General features: G+C 71.6%; 18 protein-coding genes and 1 pseudogene. 12 read left to right on the top strand and 7 right to left on the bottom strand.

Translation table 11 applies throughout. The annotated features are described in order from the left end of the window. Positions 1–6: 6 nt before the first annotated feature. Positions 7–1,206 (top strand): lysophospholipid acyltransferase family protein, encoded by a 1,200-nt coding sequence (locus tag ACFWZ5_RS33755; protein WP_384796410.1) that lies wholly within the window; start codon positions 7–9, stop codon positions 1,204–1,206. A gap of 175 nt (positions 1,207–1,381) precedes the next feature. On the opposite strand, the gene ACFWZ5_RS33750 is transcribed toward ACFWZ5_RS33755, so the two are convergent. From ACFWZ5_RS33750 to ACFWZ5_RS33740, 3 genes are all read right to left on the bottom strand, one after another. Beyond that, the gene (locus ACFWZ5_RS33750) at positions 1,382–2,626 is read right to left on the bottom strand and encodes a DUF5667 domain-containing protein (protein WP_384796412.1); all 1,245 of its coding nucleotides are present in this window, start codon (positions 2,624–2,626) and stop codon (positions 1,382–1,384) included. A gap of 305 nt (positions 2,627–2,931) precedes the next feature. Then, on the bottom strand, positions 2,932–3,711 hold the full coding sequence (locus ACFWZ5_RS33745) for an ECF subfamily RNA polymerase sigma factor, BldN family (protein ID WP_384796414.1): 780 nt from the start codon (positions 3,709–3,711) through the stop codon (positions 2,932–2,934). 440 nt (positions 3,712–4,151) lie between these two features. Then, the gene (locus tag ACFWZ5_RS33740; protein ID WP_384796416.1) at positions 4,152–5,114 is read right to left on the bottom strand and encodes an HAD family hydrolase; all 963 of its coding nucleotides are present in this window, start codon (positions 5,112–5,114) and stop codon (positions 4,152–4,154) included. Positions 5,115–5,243: 129 nt separating this feature from the next. Here ACFWZ5_RS33740 and ACFWZ5_RS33735 point away from each other — a divergent pair, with 129 nt between their 5' ends. From ACFWZ5_RS33735 to ACFWZ5_RS33705, 7 genes are all read left to right on the top strand, one after another. Further along, positions 5,244–5,537, top strand: a complete 294-nt coding sequence (locus ACFWZ5_RS33735) for a glutaredoxin family protein (RefSeq protein ID WP_384796418.1) — start codon at positions 5,244–5,246, stop codon at positions 5,535–5,537. Between the two features lie 401 nt (positions 5,538–5,938). After that, positions 5,939–6,694 carry a redox-sensing transcriptional repressor Rex gene (locus ACFWZ5_RS33730; RefSeq protein WP_384796420.1) on the top strand — a complete coding sequence of 252 codons (756 nt, stop codon included), beginning with the start codon at positions 5,939–5,941 and terminating at the stop codon, positions 6,692–6,694. After that, positions 6,691–8,337 carry a glutamyl-tRNA reductase gene (locus ACFWZ5_RS33725; RefSeq protein ID WP_384796422.1) on the top strand — a complete coding sequence of 549 codons (1,647 nt, stop codon included), beginning with the start codon at positions 6,691–6,693 and terminating at the stop codon, positions 8,335–8,337. The genes ACFWZ5_RS33730 and ACFWZ5_RS33725 overlap by 4 nt, the downstream gene beginning before the upstream one ends. Then, positions 8,334–9,293: a hydroxymethylbilane synthase gene (hemC, locus tag ACFWZ5_RS33720; RefSeq protein WP_384796424.1), complete on the top strand. Its 960-nt coding sequence runs from the start codon at positions 8,334–8,336 to the stop codon at positions 9,291–9,293. The genes ACFWZ5_RS33725 and hemC overlap by 4 nt, the downstream gene beginning before the upstream one ends. Beyond that, the gene (locus ACFWZ5_RS33715; protein WP_384796426.1) at positions 9,290–10,969 is read left to right on the top strand and encodes a uroporphyrinogen-III synthase; all 1,680 of its coding nucleotides are present in this window, start codon (positions 9,290–9,292) and stop codon (positions 10,967–10,969) included. Before hemC ends, ACFWZ5_RS33715 begins: the two co-directional genes overlap by 4 nt. 135 nt (positions 10,970–11,104) lie before the next feature. Next, on the top strand, positions 11,105–12,094 hold the full coding sequence (gene hemB / locus ACFWZ5_RS33710; protein WP_384796428.1) for a porphobilinogen synthase: 990 nt from the start codon (positions 11,105–11,107) through the stop codon (positions 12,092–12,094). 125 nt (positions 12,095–12,219) lie between these two features. Further along, positions 12,220–13,197 (top strand): zinc-binding dehydrogenase, encoded by a 978-nt coding sequence (locus ACFWZ5_RS33705; protein WP_384796430.1) that lies wholly within the window; start codon positions 12,220–12,222, stop codon positions 13,195–13,197. 6 nt (positions 13,198–13,203) lie between these two features. Here ACFWZ5_RS33705 and ACFWZ5_RS33700 read toward each other — a convergent pair whose 3' ends face one another. From ACFWZ5_RS33700 to ACFWZ5_RS33690, 3 genes are all read right to left on the bottom strand, one after another. After that, positions 13,204–14,091 (bottom strand): NAD(P)-dependent oxidoreductase, encoded by an 888-nt coding sequence (locus tag ACFWZ5_RS33700; RefSeq protein ID WP_384796432.1) that lies wholly within the window; start codon positions 14,089–14,091, stop codon positions 13,204–13,206. 228 nt (positions 14,092–14,319) lie between these two features. Further along, the gene (locus ACFWZ5_RS33695) at positions 14,320–14,844 is read right to left on the bottom strand and encodes a DUF4232 domain-containing protein (protein ID WP_384796435.1); all 525 of its coding nucleotides are present in this window, start codon (positions 14,842–14,844) and stop codon (positions 14,320–14,322) included. Positions 14,845–14,950: 106 nt separating this feature from the next. Next, positions 14,951–15,655 (bottom strand): DUF4232 domain-containing protein, encoded by a 705-nt coding sequence (locus ACFWZ5_RS33690; RefSeq protein ID WP_384796437.1) that lies wholly within the window; start codon positions 15,653–15,655, stop codon positions 14,951–14,953. A 56-nt stretch (positions 15,656–15,711) separates the two neighbouring features. Here ACFWZ5_RS33690 and ACFWZ5_RS33685 point away from each other — a divergent pair. The 3 genes and pseudogenes from ACFWZ5_RS33685 to ACFWZ5_RS33675 all read left to right on the top strand — a co-directional run. Beyond that, positions 15,712–16,005, top strand: a pseudogene (locus ACFWZ5_RS33685) (helix-turn-helix domain-containing protein); the annotation flags it as partial. Positions 16,006–16,365: 360 nt separating this feature from the next. Continuing rightward, positions 16,366–17,172 (top strand): hypothetical protein, encoded by an 807-nt coding sequence (locus ACFWZ5_RS33680; RefSeq protein WP_384796445.1) that lies wholly within the window; start codon positions 16,366–16,368, stop codon positions 17,170–17,172. Between the two features lie 115 nt (positions 17,173–17,287). Next, positions 17,288–18,493 carry a PLP-dependent aminotransferase family protein gene (locus ACFWZ5_RS33675; protein WP_384796439.1) on the top strand — a complete coding sequence of 402 codons (1,206 nt, stop codon included), beginning with the start codon at positions 17,288–17,290 and terminating at the stop codon, positions 18,491–18,493. A 92-nt stretch (positions 18,494–18,585) separates the two neighbouring features. Here the strand turns inward: ACFWZ5_RS33675 and argS are convergent, their stop codons facing one another. Continuing rightward, positions 18,586–20,343, bottom strand: a complete 1,758-nt coding sequence (argS, locus tag ACFWZ5_RS33670; protein WP_384796441.1) for an arginine--tRNA ligase — start codon at positions 20,341–20,343, stop codon at positions 18,586–18,588. A gap of 201 nt (positions 20,344–20,544) precedes the next feature. Between argS and lysS the strand changes: the two genes are divergently transcribed. Then, a complete protein-coding gene (gene lysS, locus ACFWZ5_RS33665) occupies positions 20,545–22,323 on the top strand; it encodes a lysine--tRNA ligase (protein ID WP_384796443.1) in 1,779 nt (592 codons plus the stop codon). The last annotated feature ends 47 nt before the right edge of the window (positions 22,324–22,370 follow it).

The raw sequence follows: 22,370 nt of genomic DNA, 5'->3' as shown, positions 1-22,370 counted from the left end.
TCAACGATGGCGGACGCCAAGGTCATTCCGTTCGACGACGACCGGTCGCGTGGGGCCGGCCAGCGGCCGCCGCGCCGCAGGCCGGGGCCGCGCCGCAAGGGGGACGCGGCGAAGGTGCGGGAGGTCAGGCCGGTGCCGGACCGGCGCGACGGCGGCGCTTCCGATGCGGAGGGCACCTCTTCGGGCGGTGCTGCTGCGGGCAGTGCCGCTTCGGCCGGTGCGGTTGCGGACCCGGCGGGTGCGGGAGGCGCGGAGCGTGCGGAGGTTCCGGCGGGGCGTCGCTCGAGCGGTGACGGTGCCCGTGCCGACGGGCGCGATGTGCCTGCCGCCGCGGCGGCCGGGCCCGAGGCGCGGGGCGGCGGCGGGGGCGGCTGGGACCGGCGGATCGCCGGTGGCCTGGCGTTTCTGCGGCGGCGGCTCACGGGTGAGTACGAGGTCGACGACTTTGGGTACGACAAGGAGCTCACCGACCAGGTCCTGATGTCGGTGCTGCGGCCCATCTACGACAAGTACTTCCGCGTCGAGGTCAAGGGCATCGAGAACATCCCGAGCGACGGCGGTGCGCTGATCGTCGCCAACCACTCGGGGACGCTGCCGTGGGACGGCCTGATGATGCAGGTCGCCGTGCACGACCACCATCCGCAGGGGCGGCATCTGCGGCTGCTCGCCGCGGACTTGGTGTTCATGCTGCCCGTCGTCAACGAGCTGGCTCGCAAGGCCGGGCACACGTTGGCGTGTGCGGAGGACGCGGGGGCGCTGCTCGAGCGGGGTGAGCTCGTCGGGGTGATGCCCGAGGGGTTCAAGGGGATCGGGAAGCCGTTCGGGGAGCGGTACAAGTTGCAGCGGTTCGGGCGGGGTGGGTTCGTGTCCACGGCGCTGCGGACCGGGTCGCCGATCGTGCCGTGCTCCATCGTGGGGGCCGAGGAGATCTACCCGATGATCGGCAACGCGAAGACGTTGGCTCGGGTGCTTGGGATTCCGTACTTTCCGTTGACCCCTACGTTTCCTTGGCTGGGGCCTTTGGGGGTGGTGCCGCTGCCCACGAAGTGGACCATTCAGTTCGGGGAGGCCATTCCTACGGATGGGTATCCGCCGGAGGCGGCGGAGGATCCGATGCTGATGTTCAATCTGACGGATCAGGTGCGGGAGCAGATTCAGCACACGCTGTACAAGTTGTTGGTGCAGCGGAGGTCTGTGTTCTTCTGAGGGTGGGTGTTCTTGTGCGGGTGGGTGGGGCCTCGCGGGGGCGCCCCTGGCCCGCCCCTTCCCGAAACTAGGGGCTCCGCCCCTAGGACCCCTTCTTTCCGGCGCTTCGCGCCTCGTCCTCAAACGCCGGACGGGCTGAAATGGCCGGGCTGGATGCTCCAGCCCGGCCGGGTTTTCACTTGGTGTCTTCGCCCTCGATTCCCAACTCCGGGATCAGGCCGGGGAGTAGGGGTGGGAGGGTTACTTCCGGTTTTCCGGGGGTGGGGTTCTTCTTGGGGGTTTCCTGGGGGGTGCCCTGGGAGGGGGCCGCGGGTGGGTGGTTCGTGGGTGGGTTCAGGACGCCGTCGGTCACGCCGGGGAGGAGGCCTTCGTTCTCCCGGTGGGCGGGGGAGGGTGACTTGGGCTTTCCGCTGGGGGTGCGCTCGTGGGGGGAGTCGCCCGAGGTGTGGGGGGAGGGGCGGTCCCGGTGCGGCGCGGTGGGGGAGCCGGTGCGGGGGCGGTCGTCCTGGGTGCGGCTCTTGTCGCGGTGGCTGGGCAGGAGGGAGCGCAGCGGGCTGACCTCCTGCTCCATCGCGTCGAAGACCGAGCTGACCTCTTCGCCCACGTCACCCAGCTGTACGGGCAGTTGTTCGCGCAGGGCGCTCCAGCTGCCGCGATGGGCCTGGGCGAAGGCGGACAGGGCCTGGATGGGGCCGAGGGAGCCGTCGCGTGCGTATGCCTCGTGGAGGAGGCGGTGGCCTTCGGCGGCGTCGTGGCGCATGCCGGAGAGGGCGCGGCGGATCTCGCTGACGGATTCGTGGTCGAGCTCGCCGGAGCGGGCGCGCTCCATCAGGCGGCGGGCCTCGTGCAGGCGGGTCGAGGCCTGGTCGAGGTAGATCTGGCCGCGGTCGACGTCGTTGTCCGCCATGCCGAGCTTGAGGTCTTCCATGCCGCGCTTGAGGCCGTACAGCGAGTCGCCGGGCAGGGCGTCGTTGCTGGCGGCGGCGATGCCGCCGAAGGCTCCCGCGGCCACGCCCACGGTGAGTCCGCCGGCGGCGATGCCCTTGGACAGGCGGGTGCGCGGCTTGAGCTTGCGCAGGGCCCGGTGGGCGCCCTTGCGGGAGCGCTGGCGCGGCACGGCGGCGCCGTCGCCGGTCGTGCCCTCGGCCAGCATGGCTTCCATGGCCGCGACCAACTGGGCCCGCTGGACCACTTTGACCTCGGGGTCCAGCTCGGGTTTGGGGAGCTGGGCGAGGCTGTCGGCGAGCGCCAGCATCCGGTCGGGTCCGGCCGGTCCGGGCGCCGTGGATTCGGCGCGGACGGCCGCCGCGGGTACGGCGGGATCTTCGGGCTGCTCAGCCGCCGGGTCCTGGCCGGAGTGCTCGTCCAGGGCCTGGGCGAAGGCGTTCGCCCGCCGGTGGGCCGATACGTTAGCGATCACTGGCGGCACCTCCTCTCGTCATGACGGTCGACTCCCCAGGGGGTCCTGAGGGTTGCATGTTCCTGAGCGCTTCCACACGATCGAGTGAGCGAGTGGGGCCTCCCCCGCTCATTAAGGGCGTGGGGAAGGTCAGGATGCGAACACAGGGAGCCTGCATCTCGCACAACGAGCGTCGCGGCACTTGGGTTACGGACGGAGGATGATCGGACCGCGAAAGAATGAGAAAGCGCCGTGACGGCCATCTGGCCGCCACGGACGGTGAGTTGGCCGTCGCCCGGCGTAGTCGGGGCGCCCTGGTGGGCGGGTCAGCGGGCGTCGTCCGGGAGCAGTCGGGCGAGGGTGCGGACCGCTCGGTACTGAAGGGTTTTGATCGCGCCCTCGTTCTTGCCCATGACGCGGGCGGTCTCGGCGACCGAGAGGCCCTGGAGGAAGCGGAGCGTCACGCACTCCTGCTGCTGGGGGTTGAGGCGGCGGACGGCGTCGAGCAGGGCGGCGTTGGACAGGGATTCGAGGACCGAGTCCTCGGGGCTGCGCTCGACCTCGTTCGCGTCGAGCATTTCGCCGGTGGTCACTTCGAGCCGGAAGCGGCTCGACTTGAAGTGGTCGGCGACCAGGTTGCGGGCGATGGTGACCAGCCAGGCGCCGAAGTCGCGGCCCTGCCAGGTGAAGGTGCCGATCCTGCGCAGGGCGCGCAGAAAGGTCTCGCTGGTGAGGTCCTCGGCGGTCGCCTTGCCGCCGACTCGGTAGTAGATGTAGCGGTAGACCGTGTCGCTGTACTGGTCGTAGAGGCAGCCGAAGGCGTCGGACTCGCCCGCCTGGGCGCGTTCGACGAGGTCCATCATGCGGGCGCTGTCGCTGTCCGCGGCGGGGCGGCGGACGGTGGTGGCGGATGCGGCGGCGCCGGAGCGCGCTCGTCTGCTGACGGCGGCACCGCCGTCCGCCAGGGCGTAGGCCGGTCCGGCGGGGACCGGGACGGCGAAGGCGGGGACGGCATACGCGGTGGGGACGAAGCCGCGCAGGCGGTCGAGGACCGTTGCGCGCAGCGTAGCCAGGCCCGAGGCGTCAACCCCGACGTGTGGGTACACGGGACTCCCAGAGGCAGAGCTTCCATCACGTGCAGTACGGGACCGTTCACCCGTCGTAGCGACGCGCACAGTCCGTTATGCGTCTGAGGAGAATAACGCTTCGTACAGGCAGCGCTACACCCAGTTGCTCAAATCATCGATTACGTCGCTTCTGTTACCGATCAGCGGTCGGTCAAGCACCGTTTATTGAACGGTTGTTGATCGGATTAGCGCGCATTCGGGTTCGGCGCGGGGCGTGTTGTGGCCGAGTTGAACGAACGGGACTGGCGGGGGGCGTGGCGGGTAAGAGAGAACGATTGCCCGCCGTGTTCGCACACGCCGAGGGGCGCGGGCCCTGGTGAAAGGACCCGCGCCCCTCGGCGGTGACGGTACGTATACGTATGTCGAGCCCGTCCGGTGATTGAGGACGAGGCCGCAGGCCGATCCGCGGCGCCCGGCGACTACGGGGTCCGACGACTCCGGTGCAGGGCGATCGCGGCGGCCGTCCCCCCGGCCAGCGCGCCCACGCCGGCCGCCGCGGGGATGCCGACCTTGGCCGCCTTGAGCCCGGTGCGGTAGTCCCGCAGCCGCCAGTCGCGGGCGCGGGCGTACTTGCGCAGCTTGGCGTCGGGGTTGATCGCGTACGGGTGGCCGACGAGCGACAGCATCGGGATGTCGTTGTGGGAGTCGCTGTACGCGGCGCAGCGGGCGAGGTCGAGGCCCTCGGCGGCGGCCAGGGCGCGGACGGCCTCGGCCTTGGCGGGGCCGTGCAGGGGTTCGCCGACGAGCCTGCCGGTGTAGACGCCGTGCACCGACTCGGCGACCGTGCCGAGGGCGCCGGTGAGGCCGAGGCGGCGGGCGATGATCGTGGCCATCTCGACGGGGGCGGCCGTGACCAGCCAGACCTTCTGGCCCGCGTCGATGTGGGCCTGGGCGAGGGCGCGGGTGCCGGACCAGATGCGCTCGGCCAGGTAGTCGTCGTACACCGCTTCGCCGATGGAGATCAGCTCGGCGACGCGGTGGCCCTTGACGATGGACAGGGCGCTCTCGCGGGCGTCCTGGAGGTGCTCGGGGTCCTCGCCCGCGAGCCGGAACCAGGCCTGCTGCCAGATGAACCGGGTGAGCTCGCGGCGCTGGAAGAACTTCCGCTTGTACAGGCCGCGGCCGAAGTAGAAGAGCGCGGCGCCCTGCAGCACGGTGTTGTCGAGGTCGAAGAAGGCGGCGGCCTTGTCGTCGCCCGGGACCGGGAAGGCGGGGGCCTCCGGCTCGGTCGGCGCGGCGCCGGCCGCGATCGCTGCGGTCCCGGCGAGTTCCTCCAGCTCCTGCGACGACTTGCGCGCGGCCTCCGCCGAGGCCTCGCCTGCGAGGACGCTGCGCGCGGTGGCGAAGCGCCTACGGGGATGGAGCCAACCCAGAGTGGCCATGCCGTCGAGCATAGCCACTCTGTTCGGTTCTCCCGTGAATGCAAGGATTCGAACCCGTCAACTCGCTGTGTCGTGCTGGTCACAGTGGGGCGTTCGCCGCGCGCGTGCGGCGCGTAGGAAGCTGGGGGCATGAGCCCGATTTTTCGTAGGTCGACGAAGGTGGCGAAGGCGACGAAGGCGCCTGGGGACCGGCTGGTCACGCTGATCGGCAAGCCGGGGTGCCATCTGTGCGAGGACGCCGAGGCCGTGGTGGCGCGGGTGTGCGGCGAGCTCGGCGTCGCATGGGAGAAGAAGGACATCACCGAGGACGAGGCGCTGCACCAGGAGTACTGGGAGCAGATTCCGGTTGTGCTCGTGGACGGGGAGCAGCACACCTTCTGGAAGGTCGACGGCGAGCGGCTGCGGCGGGCGCTGGCCGGGTGAGCCGGGTGACAGGTGCCGTGCGGATGCCGCGCGGATGCCGGGCGGATGCTGGGCGGGGCGAGGGAGTCGGTGGCCGGTCGTGCCGGCGCCTTGTGATGCCGATGGCTGGTTATGACGTCCGGACCTGTCCGGAAAGTCGTTTAGCATCGGGGTCGGTTTCAAGGTCTCGGGGGCGTGGATCGTGAGGAGTGTGTGCGGTTTTGCCCCCGACGGACAGATGTCGTTCCTGGCCGTGCGCCGGTTCCAGTGAAGCGCGCCGGGGGCGCGTGACGCCGGTCACGTTGGCCGGGCAAATCGGACACCATCTTTGTGCACGCGTTCACAAAGACATAGCCTGCTGTCGACGGGGCGGTCTTGGGACGTGGGGCCGCCCGCAGCCCCGCTCTACCCGCAGGAGCACCGTGGCAACTGGCCGAACTCACCGACCGGCGACCCGTAGCCGAGGGATCCCCGAGGCCACCGTCGCCAGGCTTCCGCTGTACCTGAGGGCGCTGACCGCACTGTCGGAGCGCTCCGTGCCCACGGTCTCCTCCGAGGAGCTCGCGGCCGCCGCGGGGGTCAACTCCGCGAAGCTGCGCAAGGACTTCTCGTACCTCGGCTCGTACGGAACGCGCGGTGTCGGCTACGACGTCGAGTACCTCGTCTACCAGATCTCCCGTGAGCTCGGCCTGACCCAGGACTGGCCGGTTGTCATCGTCGGCATCGGTAACCTCGGCGCGGCCCTGGCCAATTACGGCGGGTTCGCCTCGCGCGGGTTCCGCGTGGCCGCCCTGATCGACGCCGACCCGGCGATGGCGGGCAAGCCCGTCGCGGGCATGCCGGTGCAGCACACCGACGACCTCGAGCGGATCATCACCGACAACGGCGTCTCGATCGGCGTGATCGCGACCCCCGCCGGTGCCGCGCAGCAGGTGTGCGACCGCCTCGTCGCCGCCGGCGTCACGTCCATCCTGAACTTCGCACCGACCGTCCTGACCGTTCCGGACGGCGTCGACGTGCGCAAGGTCGACCTCTCCATCGAGCTGCAGATCCTCGCCTTCCACGAGCAGCGCAAGGCCGGCGAGGAAGGCGGCGACGGCTCCGCCACCGCGCCCGCCGCGGCCAAGCAGGAGCGCAAGGGACCCGACGGGGACGTACCCGCCGTGATGCCGGCATGAGTCTCCTCGTCGTAGGCCTCAGCCACCGCAGCGCCCCGGTGAGCGTCCTCGAACGCGCGGCGCTCACCCCTGAGGCGCAGGCCAGGCTGCTCCAGGACACGCTGGCCGCCGAGCCCGCCGCCGAGGCCGCGGTGCTCGCCACCTGCAACCGCATCGAGCTGTACGCGGACGTGGACAAGTTCCACGCGGGCGTCGCCGAGCTGTCGACGCTGCTCGCGCAGCACAGCGGCGTGGGCCTCGAAGAGCTCACTCCTTATCTGTACGTGCACTACGAGGACCGGGCGGTGCACCACCTGTTCTCGGTGGCGTGCGGGCTCGACTCGATGGTCGTGGGCGAGGGGCAGATCCTCGGCCAGATCAAGGACGCCCTGGCGCGCGCGCAGGACCTGCACACCGCGGGGCGGCTGCTCAACGACCTGTTCCAGCAGGCGCTGCGGGTCGGCAAGCGGGCGCACTCGGAGACCGGCATCGACCGGGCCGGGCAGTCCCTCGTGACGTTCGGCCTCGAACAGCTCGCCGGGCGCGAGTCGGTGGACGCGTGGGCCAAGGGCAAGCGTGCCCTGGTGATCGGCGCGGGCTCCATGTCGTCCCTCGCCGCGGCGACGCTCGCGCGGTCCGGGGTCGACGAGGTCGTCATCGCCAACCGCACCCTGGAGCGGGCCGAGCGGCTCGCCCAGATCTTGGGTGAGGGCGGCACGGGCGTGACCGCGCGGGCCGTCCGGATGGACGCCGTGGCAGCCGAACTGACACGTGCCGACGTGGCCGTTTCCTGCACCGGCGCGACCGGCCTCGTCCTCACGGGCGCCGACGTCGCCGCGGCGGTGTCCGGACGTCCGGCCCCGGTGGACGGCGACGCCGCGTACGCCTGCGCGGACGACGCCTGCGTCATCACGCCCGACGCCGACGCCGCGGACGCCGCCACGGAGCCCGCCGCGGGCCCCGGCATCGGTGAGGCCACCGCGTACGAGCAGCACGGCGCCCTGGTCGACAACAGCCCCGCGGTGGGCGGCGCGTCGGTGCCGCGGGCCGCGACGGCCGTGGCCCGCGCTCACGTCCACCCCGCCCGTGGTGTCGCGCTCGCCCTGCTCGACCTGGCCATGCCCCGGGACATCGACGCGGCCGTGCACCGCCTGGAGCGGGTGCGGCTCGTCGACATCGAGTCCCTGGCGGAAGCTTCCGCCGACGCGCCGATGGCCGCCGACGTGGACGCCGTGCGCACGATCGTCGCCGACGAGGTCGCCGCGTTCGGTGCCGCGCAGCGGGCCGCGCACGTCGCGCCGACCGTCGTCGCGCTGCGCACCATGGCCGCCGACGTCGTCACCAGCGAGATCACCCGGCTCGACGGGCGCCTTCCCGGCCTCGGCGAGAAGGAGCGCGCGGAGATCACGCAGACCGTCAAGCGCGTCGTCGACAAGCTTCTGCACGCGCCGACGGTGCGGGTGAAGCAGCTGGCGAGCGAGCCCGGCGGCGCCGGGTACGCGGACGCGCTGCGCACGCTCTTCGACCTCGACCCGGAGACGGTCGCGGCCGTCTCCCGAGCCGACCTGCCCGGCGCCCAGAACAGCCAGGGCGCCCCGAACGCCCAGCTCAGCCAGCTGGGCCAGCTCCACCAGAACGACGATCCGAAGCGAGGCCGCGCATGACCCAGAGTGCACTCCGGCTCGGGACCAGGCGCAGCAGGCTCGCCATGGCCCAGTCCGGGCAGGTGGCCGAGCAGGTGAGGGAGCTGACGGGCCGTCCCGTCGAGCTCGTGGAGATCACGACGTACGGCGACACGTCGCGCGAGCACCTGGCGCAGATCGGCGGCACCGGTGTGTTCGCCACCGCGCTGCGCGACGCGCTGCGGGCCGGCGAGGTCGACTTCGCCGTGCACTCGCTGAAGGATCTGCCGACCGCGCAGTCCCCCGAGCTCGCGCTCGCCGCGGTGCCGGAGCGCGAGGACCCGCGGGACGTGCTCGTCGCGCGCGACGGCCTGACGTTCGCCGAGCTGCCGGCCGGGGCCCGCGTGGGCACCGGTTCGCCGCGTCGCATGGCGCAGCTCAACGCGTACGCCCGCAGTCACGGCATGACCATCGAGACCGTGCCGATCCGCGGGAACATCGACACCCGCGTCGGATACGTGCACGCCGGAGAGCTCGATGCCGTCGTCCTCGCCGCCGCCGGCCTGCGCCGCGTCGGCCGGATCGACGAAGTGACCGACTTCCTGTCGGTCGACATGGTTCTGCCCGCCCCCGGCCAGGGGGCCCTGGCGATCGAGTGCCTCGCGTCGAACGCGGAGCTGATCGCCACGCTCGCCGAGCTCGACGACCCGTACACGCGGGTCGCCGTGACCGCCGAGCGATCCCTGCTCGCCGCCCTGGAAGCCGGTTGCAGCGCGCCTGTTGGCGCGGTGGCCGACTTGCTGGCCGACGGGCAGATTGTCAAGGAAATGCGCCTGCGCGGCGTCGTCGGTGCCACCGACGGCTCGTCGCTGGTGCAGCTGTCCACCACCGGTCCCGTGCCCACGACGGAAGAGCAGGCGAAGGAACTCGGGCGGGAACTCGCCGCCGAGATGCTCGCCAAGGGCGCGGCCGGTCTGATGGGGGAGCGAGCACTTTGAGCCCCACCTCGAACCTTCCCGGCCTTCCCGCACACGGGCACGTCACCTTTCTCGGTGCCGGACCCGGAGATCCGGGACTGCTGACCCTGCGCGCCGTCGAGGCGCTGTCCCGAGCGGATGTGCTGATCGCCGAGCCGGATGTGCTCGCAGTCGTCCAGGTGCACGCGCGAGGGGGTGTGGACACACCTCTCGCGCAGGACGCCAGCACGGCTGACGGCACGTCAGGCGGCGCCGAGGCGCCGTCGACTGCCCGGCCTGAGGCTGCGGCCAATCTTGTCATGGCGGCCGCGCGGGGCGGCAAGCGGGTCGTGCGTGCGGTGGGCGGCGATCCCGGCCTGGACACGGACGCCGCCGAGGAGATGCTGGCCTGCGCCGCCGAGGGCATCCCCTTCGAGGTGGTGCCGGGCATCGCGGCCGCGGTCGGCGTGCCGGCCTACGCGGGCGTGCCGCTGCGGGACGCCCAGGGCACCGACGTGCGGTTCGTCGACGCGCGCACGGCGTCGGAGCGGTGCTGGGGGGAGGTCGGCGCCTCCGACGGGACCGTCGTCGTGTCGACGTCCCTGGACTCGGTCGCCGCGGCCGCCGGTGAGCTGGTGACCGCCGGGCGCAAGCCCGATACGCCGATGACGGTGACGGTCGCGGGCACCACGACGCGGCAGCGCACGTGGACGGCGACGCTCGGCACCATCGCGCAGGTCCTCAAGCAGGCGAAGGTCCTCCCGTCGCCGGACGGGGGCCAGCCCGTCATAGCCGTGGTCGGTGAGCGCTCCGCCGCCGCCCAGCGCGACCAGCTGTCGTGGTTCGAGTCGAAGCCGCTCTTCGGGTGGCGGGTGCTCGTACCGCGTACGAAGGAGCAGGCGGCGTCGCTCTCCGACCAGCTCCGTTCGTACGGCGCGGTGCCGCACGAGGTGCCGACGATCGCCGTCGAGCCGCCGCGGACGCCGCAGCAGATGGAGCGGGCCGTCAAGGGCCTCGTGACCGGGCGCTACGAGTGGATCGCCTTCACGTCGGTGAACGCGGTCAAGGCCGTGCGCGAGAAGTTCGAGGAGTACGGGCTCGACGCCCGCGCCTTCGCGGGCATCAAGGTCGCGGCGGTGGGGGAGCAGACGGCTGCCGCGCTCGTCGCGTTCGGTGTGAAGCCGGATCTGGTGCCCAGTGGGGAGCAGTCCGCCGCCGGTCTCCTTGAGGACTGGCCTCCTTACGACCCTGTTTTCGACCCGATCGACCGGGTGTTCCTGCCGCGTGCGGACATCGCCACGGAGACGCTGGTCGCCGGGCTCATCGACCTCGGGTGGGAGGTCGACGACGTCACCGCCTACCGGACCGTGCGCGCGTCGCCGCCGCCCGCGGAGACGCGGGAGGCCATCAAGGGCGGTGGCTTCGACGCCGTGCTCTTCACGTCGAGCAGTACGGTGCGCAATCTCGTCGGGATCGCCGGCAAGCCGCACAACGTGACCGTCATCGCCTGTATCGGGCCCGCCACCGCGAAGACCGCGGAGGAGCACGGGCTGCGGGTGGACGTGATGGCTCCGGAGCCTTCCGTGCACAAGTTGGCTGCGGCGCTTGCGGAGTTCGGGGCGAGGCGTCGAGCGGCTGCGCTGGAGGCGGGGGATCCTGTTACTCGGCCTAGTGAGCGGCGGCCGGGGGCGCGTAGGCGTCGGGCCGCGGCGCCGTAGGGGTTCCCTCGCGGGGGGCGCCCCAGGCCCGCCCCTTCCCGAACCAGGGGGCTGCCGCCCCCTGGACCCCCGCCTTGTCGGCGCTCCGCGCCTCGTCCTCAAACGCCGGACGGGCTAGAAACTGTGGAGGCAAGAGTGAATGCTTACGGTTCGTTTCCCGGGTCGCGGCCTCGGCGGCTGCGTACCAGTCCTGCGATGCGGCGCATGGTCGCCGAGACGCGGCTGCATCCGGCCGATCTGATCCTGCCCGCGTTCGTGCGGGAGGGGATCGGTTCGCCCGTCGAGATCGCGTCGATGCCGGGCGTCGTCCAGCACACGCGGGACACCCTGAAGAAGGCGGCCGTGGAGGCGCTGGAGGCGGGGGTCTCGGGGATCATGCTCTTCGGGGTGCCGGAGGAGTCGAAGAAGGACGCCGCCGGCACGCCGGGCACCGACCCCGACGGGATTCTGCAGGTCGCGATCCGCGATGTGCGGGCCGAGGTCGGGGACGACCTCCTCGTCATGTCGGACCTGTGTCTCGACGAGACGACCGATCACGGGCACTGCGGCGTGCTCGACGACGAGGGGCGGGTCGACAACGATGCCACCCTGGAGCGGTACGCCGAGATGGCGCAGGTCCAGGCCGACGCCGGCGCGCACGTGGTCGGGCCGAGCGGGATGATGGACGGTCAGGTCGGCGTCATCCGCGACGCGTTGGACCAGACCGGGCACGAGGACGTCTCGATCCTCGCGTACACCGCCAAGTACTCGTCCGCCTTCTACGGGCCGTTCCGGGAAGCCGTCGGGTCCTCGCTCAAGGGCGACCGCAAGACCTACCAGCAGGACCCGGCCAACAGCCGTGAGTCCCTGCGGGAGTTGGCGCTCGACCTGGAGGAGGGCGCCGACATGGTGATGGTGAAGCCCGCCGGGCCCTACCTCGACATCCTGGCCAAGGTGGCGGAGCGCGTGGACGTGCCCGTGGCCGCGTACCAGATCTCCGGCGAGTACGCGATGATCCAGGCCGCCGCCGAGCGCGGGTGGATCGACCGGGACCGGGCGATCATGGAGTCCCTGCTCGGGATCAAGCGGGCCGGCGCGAACATGATCCTCACCTACTGGGCCACCGAGGTCGCGCGCCAGCTCTGAGTCTCTGAGTCTTTGAGGCTCTGAGTCTCCGAGCGGGGCTTTCGGGGCGGCCTTGACTTCAACCTTGGTTGAAGTTCGAGGGTGGGTGCATCACGTCGTTCGTTTCCCCTCAGGGAGGACTTCAGATGCACGCCGTCGTACTGCGCGCGTTCGGACCCGCCGAGAACCTGGTGTACGAGACCCTGCCCGACCCCGAGCCGGGGCCCGGGCAGGTGCGGATCGCCGTGCGGGCGGCCGGGGTCCACTTCATCGAGACCGTGATGCGGGCGGGCGCCGCCAGCGATCTTGCGCCGCCGCTGCCGGAGCTGCCGAGCGTCATGGGCGGCGAGGTCGCCGGAGTCGTGGACTCCGTCGGCCCCGGCGTGGACCCGGCCTGGCTCGGCCGGTCCGTCGTGACCGCGTACGGGGCGCCCGGCGGGTACGCCGAGCTCGCCGTCGCCGACATCGCGCAGGTGCACGCCGTCCCCGGCGGCACCGGGTTCCAGGACGCCGTCGCCATGGTCGTCACCGGCGCCACCACGATCGGGCTCCTCGACATCGCCCGGCTCACCGCCGACGACGTGGTCCTTGTGACCTCCGCCGCCGGCGGGATCGGGCGGCTCGTCGTCCAGTACGCGCTCAGCGTCGGCGCCACCGTCGTCGGCGCGGCGGGCGGCCCCGGCAAGACCGCCGCCGTACGGAAGCTGGGCGCCGAGGCCGTCGACTACAACGAGGACGGCTGGGACGACGCCGTACGCCGACTCCTCGGCGCCGAGCGGCCCGTCACCGTCGTCCTCGACGGCGTGGGCGGGGAGAAGGCCGCCACCGCCTTCGGACTCATCGGCGACGGCGGCCGTTTCGTGTCCATCGGCTCCGCGTCCCAGGTCGAGTTCGTCCCCGACGCGGACGTCCGCGCCGACCGGCGGATCGGCGTCGTCAACGCGCTGCTCGACCTGCTCGCCCGCCCCGAGGACCGGCCCGGCTACGAGGCCCGTGCCCTCGACGCCGTCGCCGAGGGCCGCCTGGTGCCCGCCGTGCAGTCCTTCCCGCTGGCGCACGCGGCCGAGGCGCACGCGGCCCTGGAGCGGCGGGAGACGACGGGCAAGGTGGTGCTGCTGCCGTGAGGGCGGTCAGCGCCGCTTGAGGAGCTCGGAGAGGCGGGACATGCCGTCAGCCGCGTGGCCCTGCGCGACCGCGCGGTCCAGGAGCGGCTGCACGCCCGTGAACAGCTCGTCGCTGACGCCCTGTTCGGCGAAGGTGGCGAGGAGGTTGGGGAAGGCCGCCTGGTTCACCGCGAGGCTGGATACGTCGGTGAGGTGCTGCCCCGAGTCCAGGGCCTCCGCGGAGCCCGGGACCAGGCCCTGCGTCATCGCGGTGACCCACTCGGCGAGGAGCGGCGCGAACTCCTTCGCGGGCACGCCCGCGCTGCCGGTCATCGCGAAGGCCTGCATGACGCCCATCACCATGCCGTACATGCCGGTGAGCAGCGACAGGTCCCACAGCGCGGCCAGGCCCGCGTCCGTGCCGACCCACTTGGTGCCGCCGAACGCCGCGAGCGTCTCGCGGTGCGTCTCGTACGCGTCCTCGTCGCCGCTGTAGAGGACGTACGCGTGCGGGCCCGCGATCATCTGCGGGATGGCCATGATGCCGCCGTCGACGTAGGACACGCCGTTCTCCCGCGCCCAGTCCGCGAGCTCCCGGGCCTGGGAGGGCGTGCCGTTGGTGACGTTCACCAGGGTGCGGCCGCGCAGGTCGTCCGCGAGCGGGGCGAGCAGCTCGCGCACGTTGTCGTTCGTCGTCAGGCAGGCGATCACCAGCGGGCTCGCGGTGACCGCGTCCCGCGCCGCCTCCGCGGGCCGCGCGCCCTGGGCGACGAGGGGGCCCGTCTTGGCCGCCGTGCGGTTCCACACCGTCACGGGGTGGCCCGCCTTCAGCAGGGCCGCGGCGAGCGCGGAACCCATCATGCCCAGGCCGAGTACGGAGACGGGGCGGTCGGAGGGGGTGCGGGTGGCGGGCATGGGTGCTCCTTCGGAGGAGGTGGGTCTGATGTGCTCTCTGGGAGCACTTCGATCCTCGCCGTGCCCGGAAGTCCCGACAAGTACCGACTAATTAGTGGGGTACTTACGGAATGGTGAGTAAGGGGTGGTGAGTAAGAGGGTGAGTAAGAGATGGCGAGTGAGCGGGGGCCGGTGTCGGCACCCCGCTCATGGGCTCTCACGCCTTCTCGCGGTCCCTCGCGGGCCGGGTCACCAGCTGAGCGCGTCCGCCGCGTTCCGCTGCCAGTAGGTGACCGCCGCCGCGCTGTTGACGTACACGCCGGTGCCGGGGAGCTTCAGCATCTTCTCCGGGCCCGTGCTGCCGTTCATGGCGCGGTTGGAGAACTGGACGCCCAGGTTCTTGGACTTGTAGCCGTGGCCGCCCTCGGGGGACTCGGTGAGGATCCCGGCGTAGGCCGTCTGGCCCGGCTTCAGCGTGACGAGCGCCTGCGGCTTGCTGTCCTTGACGGCCTGGACGGGGGACTGCGAGGCGTCGAAGCGCAGGTACGGGGCGCCGTACGCGGCACACGTCTTGGTGCTGGTGTTCTTGGCGGTGAGCAGCAGGTGGTTGATCGGGCTGCTGACCTTCTTCACGGTCACCTTGGTGGTGGCCGGGGTACAGGCCTTCGTCGGGGCGGCGGCCTGGGCGACGCCGCCCGTCACGGCGGCGGTGAGCGCGGCGCCGGCCAGGGTGAGGACGGCGGCGGTGGCGGTGGCCCGGGTGGTGATGCGCATGGTGGTGGTGCCTTTCTGCTCTTGTTCGGTGCTTGCTCGGTGCTTGCTCGGTGTTTGTTCGGTGTGCTGGTCGTGCGGGTGGGTGGTGCTTGTCAGGCGGTACGGGTCACGTGAGCGCGTCCGCCGACGAGGTCAGCCAGTACGTGACGCGCAGCGAGTCGTCGACGTGCACGCCGCGTGCCTGGAGGGCGGCGTCGGCCATGCGGTCGCTGCCCTGGAAGCCGACCTTGAGGCTCTGTGCCGTGTAGCCCTCGCCGCCGCTGCCGTCGCCCGCGGACAGGATCGCGGCGGCGTAGCCCTTCGCGCCCGGCTTCAGGGACGTCACCGCCTGCGGCTTGCTCTCCTCGATCACCGGCGGCACGGACTGGGCCTGGTCGAACTTGAGGATCGGGTAGCCCTTCAGGTCGCACATCTTCGAGCCGGTGTTCGTGACGGTGATCAGCATGTGGTTCAGCGGGCGCTGGACCGGGGTCGCGGTGACCGAGGTGTTGGCGGCGGTGCAGGGGACGCGGTTGGCGGGGTCGTAGGGGTCGGTGGTGCCGCCCTTGCCCTTGCCGGTGCCCTTCCCCTGGTCCTTGCCTCCGGTCGCGGTGCCTCCGGTCGCGGTGCCTCCCGGCGCGGAGCCTCCGGAGGAGCCGCCCGTGGCACCGGAGCCGGTGTCGGCTCCCTTGTCCCCTCCGGGCGTCGTTTCGGTCGCGGATTTCGAGGGCTTGGCGGAGCCGCCCTCGTCCCGCACCCCGTCGTCGTTGCACGCCGTGAGAGACAGCGCCGCGAGGGCGACGGTGGCGGCGGCGAACATGCGGGTGCGCATGGATGAACCTTTCGGTGGGTGTGGACGGTGTGCGGGGGTGAGCGCGCCGCGGTCGGGTGCCGGGGGCGGCGTGCTTGGATGTTCGAAGCTTGTACGGATGTCCGTCCCGGGGGCCAGCGGTGCCGGGGATTACGGGACGCTGGAACGCCCGTACCGGCTCTGACCTGGGGGAATGGCAAGTGCCTGGAACGGCCGCGTGGGATGGAGGACTGGTGGGGGCAGGGGAGTTCGGCGACCTTCTGAAGGAACTGAAGGAGCGGTCGGGGCTCAGTTACGGGGTGCTGGCCAAGCGGCTGCACATGAGTACGTCGACGCTGCACCGGTATGTGAACGGGGCCGCCGTGCCCACGGAGTTCGCTCCCGTGGAACGGTTCGCACGGCTGTGCAAGGCGACTCCTGAGGAAATGGTGGAGGTGCATCGGCGGTGGATCATTGCGGATTCCTCGCGGGGGCGCGGCCAGCGGCCTGAGGCGGGGGATGCGGCGCCCTTGGAGTCGGGTGAACCTGGTCCTGAGGCTGTGCCCACCCGTCCCGCCCTGCGGGACGATTGCCCACAGCCGAGCAGTGGTCCGCGGTCGGGGCGGCGGAGGGTTCGTCGGCCCCTTGTCGTTGGTTCTGTCGCCGTCGTCGTTGCCGCGCTCGGGTCTGTTGCCCTTGCCATGAGTACGTCCGGTGGGGAGCCCGATTCCGGGGGTGGGCAGCGACGGCACGTGGACGCCGGGAACGCGCCCAAGGAGTCGGGCCCGGAGAAGAAGCCCTCCGGGTCACCGTCCGCCAGTCCCAAGGAGAAGCACGAGGGCGAGCGGAAGCAGAGTCGTCAGCGCAAGGAGAAAGAGGTCGAGAGAGGCCGCGCGAAGGAGTCGTCGGCGCCCGACAAGACCGCGACGTCGCCCTCCGCCAAGGAGACCGCTCAAGGCGGGACGCCAGTGACCGCCCGGGTGCGGCCCTACGCCTACGAGAACCAGTGCACCCAGCACTTCCTCGTGAACCGTGGCCCGGGCAAGCTGCCGCAGCCGCCCGCCGAGCCGGAGGCCCCCGCCTGGGTGCGGGCCTTCGACGCCGTCCCCGCGGGCGAACAGTTCGTCGAGGTCACGCTGCAGGGCACCGGCAAGGACACCGTCGTACTCAACCGCATGAACGTGCGCGTCGTACAGACGCGGCCGCCGCTCGCCTGGAACGACTACGCGACCGGCGTCGGCTGCGGCGGCGACGTGACCACCAGGTCCTTCCGCGTCGACCTGGACTCCCCGCGGCCCGTCGTCGTGCCGAAGAACGGGCAGCGCGGCTTCCCGTACAAGGTGAGCGAGTCCGACCCCGAGGTCTTCTACGTCAAGGCGGGCGTCACGTCCAAGTACGTGACGTGGTACCTGGAGGTGGAGTGGTCGAGCGGCGACCGGCACGGGGTGCTGGCCGTGAACGACCGGGGGCAGCCGTTCCGCACCAGCGGTGCCGGGGGACGGCCGCAGTACCAGTGGCCGCTCGGCGGCGAGAAGTGGGACAAGCCGACGGGCGGCTGAGCGGCAGCGGGCGGAGGGGCGGGCGGAGGGGGACCGTCCGTATCGCGAAATGTCTGTTGTAGACGGCACGCACGTGCGTACCCTGCCGGGACTCACGTACCGAGAGGGAACAGCGATGACCGTCACCGCAAGCACCGCCACCGATGCCCCCACGCCACCGCTCGCCGCGCGCGCCGCCGCCATCGGCGGCTCGCCGGTACGGGACATCCTCGCGGTGACCGCGCGCCCCGAGGTCATCAACTTCGCGGGCGGCCTGCCCGCGCCCGAGTTCTTCGACGCCGAGGGCGTCGCCGCCGCGTACCAGGCGGTCCTCGCGGCCCAGCCCGGCCGGGCCCTGCAGTACTCGACGACCGAGGGCGAGCCCGCCCTGCGCGCCGCCATAGCCGCCCGCCACGCCGCCCACGGACTCGCCACCGACGCCGACGACGTCCTCGTCACCACCGGCTCGCAGCAGGCGCTCTCGCTGCTCGCCACCGCGCTGGTCGAGCCCGGCGACACCGTCCTCGTCGAGAACCCCTGCTACCTGGCGGCCCTCCAGGTGTTCGCGTTCGCGGGCGCGCGCGTCGTGCCCGTGCCGGGCGACGCGCACGGCGTCGACCCCGACGCGCTCGCCGGGCTGATCGCCGAGCACCGGCCGAAGCTCCTGTACACCGTGCCGACGTTCCAGAACCCGACCGGGCGGACCATGCCCGCCGAGCGGCGCGCCGCCGTCGCCGAGGTCGCCGGGCGGTGCGGCCTGTGGATCGTCGAGGACGACCCGTACGGGGAGCTGCGCTTCGAGGGCGAGCGGGTGCCGTGGATCGCCGCGCACCCCGGCGCCGAGGACCGCACCGTGCTGCTCGGCAGCTTCTCCAAGGTCATGGCCCCCGGCATGCGCCTGGGCTGGCTGCGCGCCCCGGCCGCGCTCCGCCGCGCCTGCGCCATCGCCAAGCAGGCCGCCGACCTGCACACGCCGACCGTCAACCAGCTCGCCGCCGCGTGGTACCTGGAGCGGTACGACCTCGACGCGCACGTGGCGCGGGTGGCCGGGGCGTACCGGGAGCGGCGCGATGCCATGCTCGCGGGGCTCGCGGGCGCGCTGCCCGACGGTTCCACGTGGAACCGGCCCGAGGGCGGGATGTTCCTGTGGGTGCGGTTGCCCGGTGGGTACGACGCGACGGCTCTGCTGCGGGGGGTTGTCGCCCATGATGTGGCGTACGTGCCGGGGGCGCCGTTCTATGCGGGTGCCCCCGACCCAGCGACGCTGCGGCTGTGCTTTGTCACGCAGACGCCGGATGAGATCGCTGAGGGGTTGCGGAGGCTTCGGCTGGGCTTGGCGTAGGGGCTGCCCGGCGCGTGGGCTGCCTTTAAGGGTCGGGATCCGCCCTCTGGGCGGACCAGCTGCCCACAGCGGTGTGGGCAGCTGGCCGGTGACTACAGTCGCTCGGGGGTCCTGATGCCCAGGAGGGACATGCCCTGGTGCAGGGTGCGGGCCGTCAGGTCGCAGAGGAACAGGCGGTTCTCCCTCTGCGCCTCCGTGTCCGCCTTCAGGACCGGGCACTTGTCGTAGAACGTCGTGTAGAGCGACGCCAGCTGGTACAGGTACGCGGCCAGCTTGTGCGGGGCGTACTCCGCGGAGGCCTCGAAGACCGTGTCGCCGAACGCGTCCAGGTGCAGGCCGAGGCCGCGCTCGGCCGGGGCCAGCTCGAGGTCCGCGTGCGCGGTCGGCTCGGCGTCGCCCGCCTTGCGCAGGATCGACTGGATGCGGGCGTACGCGTACTGGAGGTAGACCGACGTGTCGCCGTTGAGCGAGACCATCTGGTCCAGGTCGAACTTGTAGTCGCGGCTCGGCGACGTGGACAGGTCCGCGTACTTCACCGCGCCGATGCCGACCTGCGTGGCCCGCTCCTGGATCTCGTCCTCCGTGAGGTCCTGCGCCTTCTCGCGCACGACCTCGGCGGCACGCTGCACCGCCTCGTCGAGCAGGTCCTCCAGGCGCACGGTCTCGCCCTCACGGGTCTTGAACGGCTTGCCGTCCGCGCCGAGCACCGTGCCGTAGCCCATGTTGTGCGCGGTGACGTCGTCGTTCAGCCAGCCCATGCGCCGCGCCGCCTCGAAGACCATCTTGAAGTGCAGCGACTGGCGCACGTCCACGACGTACAGGAGCGTCGTCGCGTGCAGGTCGAAGACGCGGTTGCGGATCGCGGACAGGTCCGAGGCCGCGTAGCCGAAGCCGCCGTCCGCCTTCTGCACGATCAGCGGGACCGGCTTGTCGTCCTTGCCCTTGATGTCGTCGAAGAACACGACGAGCGCGCCCTCGGAGCGGACGGCGACGCCCGACTCCTCAAGGAGGCGGGCGGTCTGAGCCATCATGTCGTTGTACGCGGACTCGCCGACGATCTCCTCGTCGCGGATCTCCATGTCCAGCTTCTCGAAGACCGAGTAGAAGTAGACCTTCGACTCGTCCACGAACCGCTGCCACAGCTCCAGGGTCTCCTTGTCGCCGGACTGGAGGGCGACGACCCGCTTGCGGGCCCGCTCCTTGAAGTCCTCGTCGGCGTCGAAGACCGCGCGCGACGCCTTGTAGACCCGGTTCAGGTTCGAGATGGCCTGCTCGCCGTCCGTGTCGGTCTCCCCGGCGAGCTCCTCGGGGTTCTCGATCAGGTACTGGATGAGCATGCCGAACTGGGTGCCCCAGTCGCCGATGTGGTGCCGGCCGATCGTCTGCTCGCCGGTGAAGTCGAGCATGCCGCGCAGCGCGTCGCCGATGACCGCCGAGCGCAGGTGGCCGACGTGCATCTCCTTCGCCACGTTCGGCTGGGCGTAGTCGATGACCGTGATGCCCGGCGCGGCCTTCAGGGGCACGCCGAGGCGGTCGGCGTCGGCCGCGCGGGCCGCGAGCGTCTCGGTGATCGCCTTGTCCGTGACCGTGATGTTCAGGAAGCCGGGGCCCGAGACCTCGACGTCCTTCAGGAGGTCCGGGGCGTCGATCGCCTCGACGACCTTCGTCGCGAGCTCGCGCGGGTTCGCCTTCGCCTTCTTCGCGAGGGCGAGGATGCCGTTGGCCTGGAAGTCCGCCCGGTCACTGCGTCGCAGCAGCGGGTCGGCGGTGCCGGCCTCCGGCAGGGCTGCCGAGAGGGCGTCCGCGAGGCGCTGGTGGACGGAGGCGGTGAGGGACTGGACCGAGGCCATGGAGTGGGTGCCGTTCTCCTCGAGGGCTTGGATAGACCCGGTCAGTATCCCATGGGGTGTCGAGGGGATTTTGCGGTCGCGGACCCCGCCCCGTCGCGCTGCGCGCTCGTCCTCAGACGGCGGACGGGCTGAATCGTGGAGAATGGATCGGTCTAGCGGTACGCACTGACGTACCGGCGCATCGAGGCAGAAGAGAAGGGCGTGCCGATCGTGGCTCAGAGCAGCGATACCACCGACTGGGTCTCCCGCTACGCGGACGAGACCATCGCCGAGTCGGAGCGTCGTGCCGCGGGCGCGAAACACTCTGGCGCCGCCGCGCCGGTGATCACGGTCGCCTCCGGCCTGTCCCCCTCCGGCCCCATTCACCTGGGCAACCTGCGCGAGGTCATGACCCCGCACCTCGTCGCCGACGAGATCCGCCGCCGCGGGTACGAGGTCCGGCACCTGATCTCGTGGGACGACTACGACCGGTACCGCAAGGTCCCGGCCGGTGTCCCGGGGATCGACGAGTCCTGGGCCGAGCACATCGGCAAGCCGCTGACGTCGGTGCCCGCGCCCGCCGGGTCCGCGTACCCGAACTGGGCCGAGCACTTCAAGGCCGCGATGATCGAGGCCCTCGGCGACCTCGGCGTCGAGTTCGACGGCATCAGCCAGACCGAGATGTACACCTCGGGCGCGTACCGCGAGCAGATCCTGCACGCGATGAAGCACCGCGGCGACATCGACGCGATCCTCGACCAGTACCGCACCAAGGACAAGGCGACCGGCAAGCCGAAGGCCAAGGGCAAGCAGCAGCAGAAGCCGGTCGACGAGGCCGAGCTCGAGGCCGCCGAGGGCTCCGGCGCCGCCGCCGAGGACGACGGCAGCGGCGGCTCCGCCGGGTACTTCCCGTACAAGCCGTACTGCGGCCAGTGCGACAAGGACCTCACGACCGTCACGTCGTACGACGACGAGACGACCGAGCTGGCGTACGTCTGCACGGCGTGCGGCTTCGGCGAGACCGTGCTGCTTCGCGAGTTCAACCGCGGCAAGCTGGTCTGGAAGGTCGACTGGCCCATGCGCTGGGCGTACGAGGGCGTGATCTTCGAGCCGAGCGGCGTCGACCACTCCTCGCCCGGGTCGTCCTTCGTCGTCGGCGGGCAGATCGTGCGGCAGATCTTCGACGGCGTGCAGCCGATCGGCCCCATGTACGCCTTCGTCGGCATCTCGGGGATGGCGAAGATGTCGTCCTCGCGCGGCGGCGTGCCCACGCCCGGCGACGCGCTGAAGATCATGGAGGCGCCGCTCCTGCGCTGGCTGTACGCCCGCCGCAGGCCGAACCAGTCCTTCAAGATCGCCTTCGACCAGGAGATCCAGCGGCTCTACGACGAGTGGGACAAGCTGGAGGCCAAGGTCGCCGACGGGAGCGCGCTGCCCGCCGACGCCGCCGCGCACTCGCGCGCCGTGCGCACCGCCGCGGGTGAGCTGCCGCGTACGCCGCGCGTGCTGCCGTACCGGACGCTCGCGTCCGTCGCGGACATCACCGCGGGCGCGGAGGACCAGACCCTGCGGATCCTCGGCGAGCTCGACCCGGACCGGCCGCTCGCCTCGCTCGACGAGGTGCGGCCGCGGCTCGACAAGGCCGAGAACTGGATCAGCACGCAGGTGCCGGTCGAGGCGCGCACGATCGTGCGCGCCGAGCCCGACGCCGAGCTGCTCTCCTCCCTCGACGACGAGGGCCGCGAGTCGCTGCGGCTGCTCCTTGAGGGGCTCGACTCGCACTGGTCGCTCGACGGGCTCACCACGCTGGTGTACGGCGTGCCGAAGGTCATGGCCGGGCTCACGCCCGACGCCAAGCCGACGCCGGAGCTCAAGGTCGCGCAGCGGGCCTTCTTCGCCCTGCTGTACCGGCTCCTCGTGACGCGGGAGACGGGGCCGCGGCTGCCGACGCTGCTGCTTGCGGTCGGGGCTGAGCGGGTGCGGAAGCTGCTCGGTTCCTGAGGGAGGCCGGGGTCCGGCTGCGGGCGGGCGGGTGGGGGTTTTGTCTC

The sequence above is a fragment of the Streptomyces sp. NPDC059003 genome (assembly GCF_042740445.1).
GTDB lineage: Bacteria > Actinomycetota > Actinomycetes > Streptomycetales > Streptomycetaceae > Streptomyces.
The sequence above is the reverse complement of the archived record's forward strand: the minus strand, read 5'-3'. Positions and strand labels throughout refer to the sequence as shown.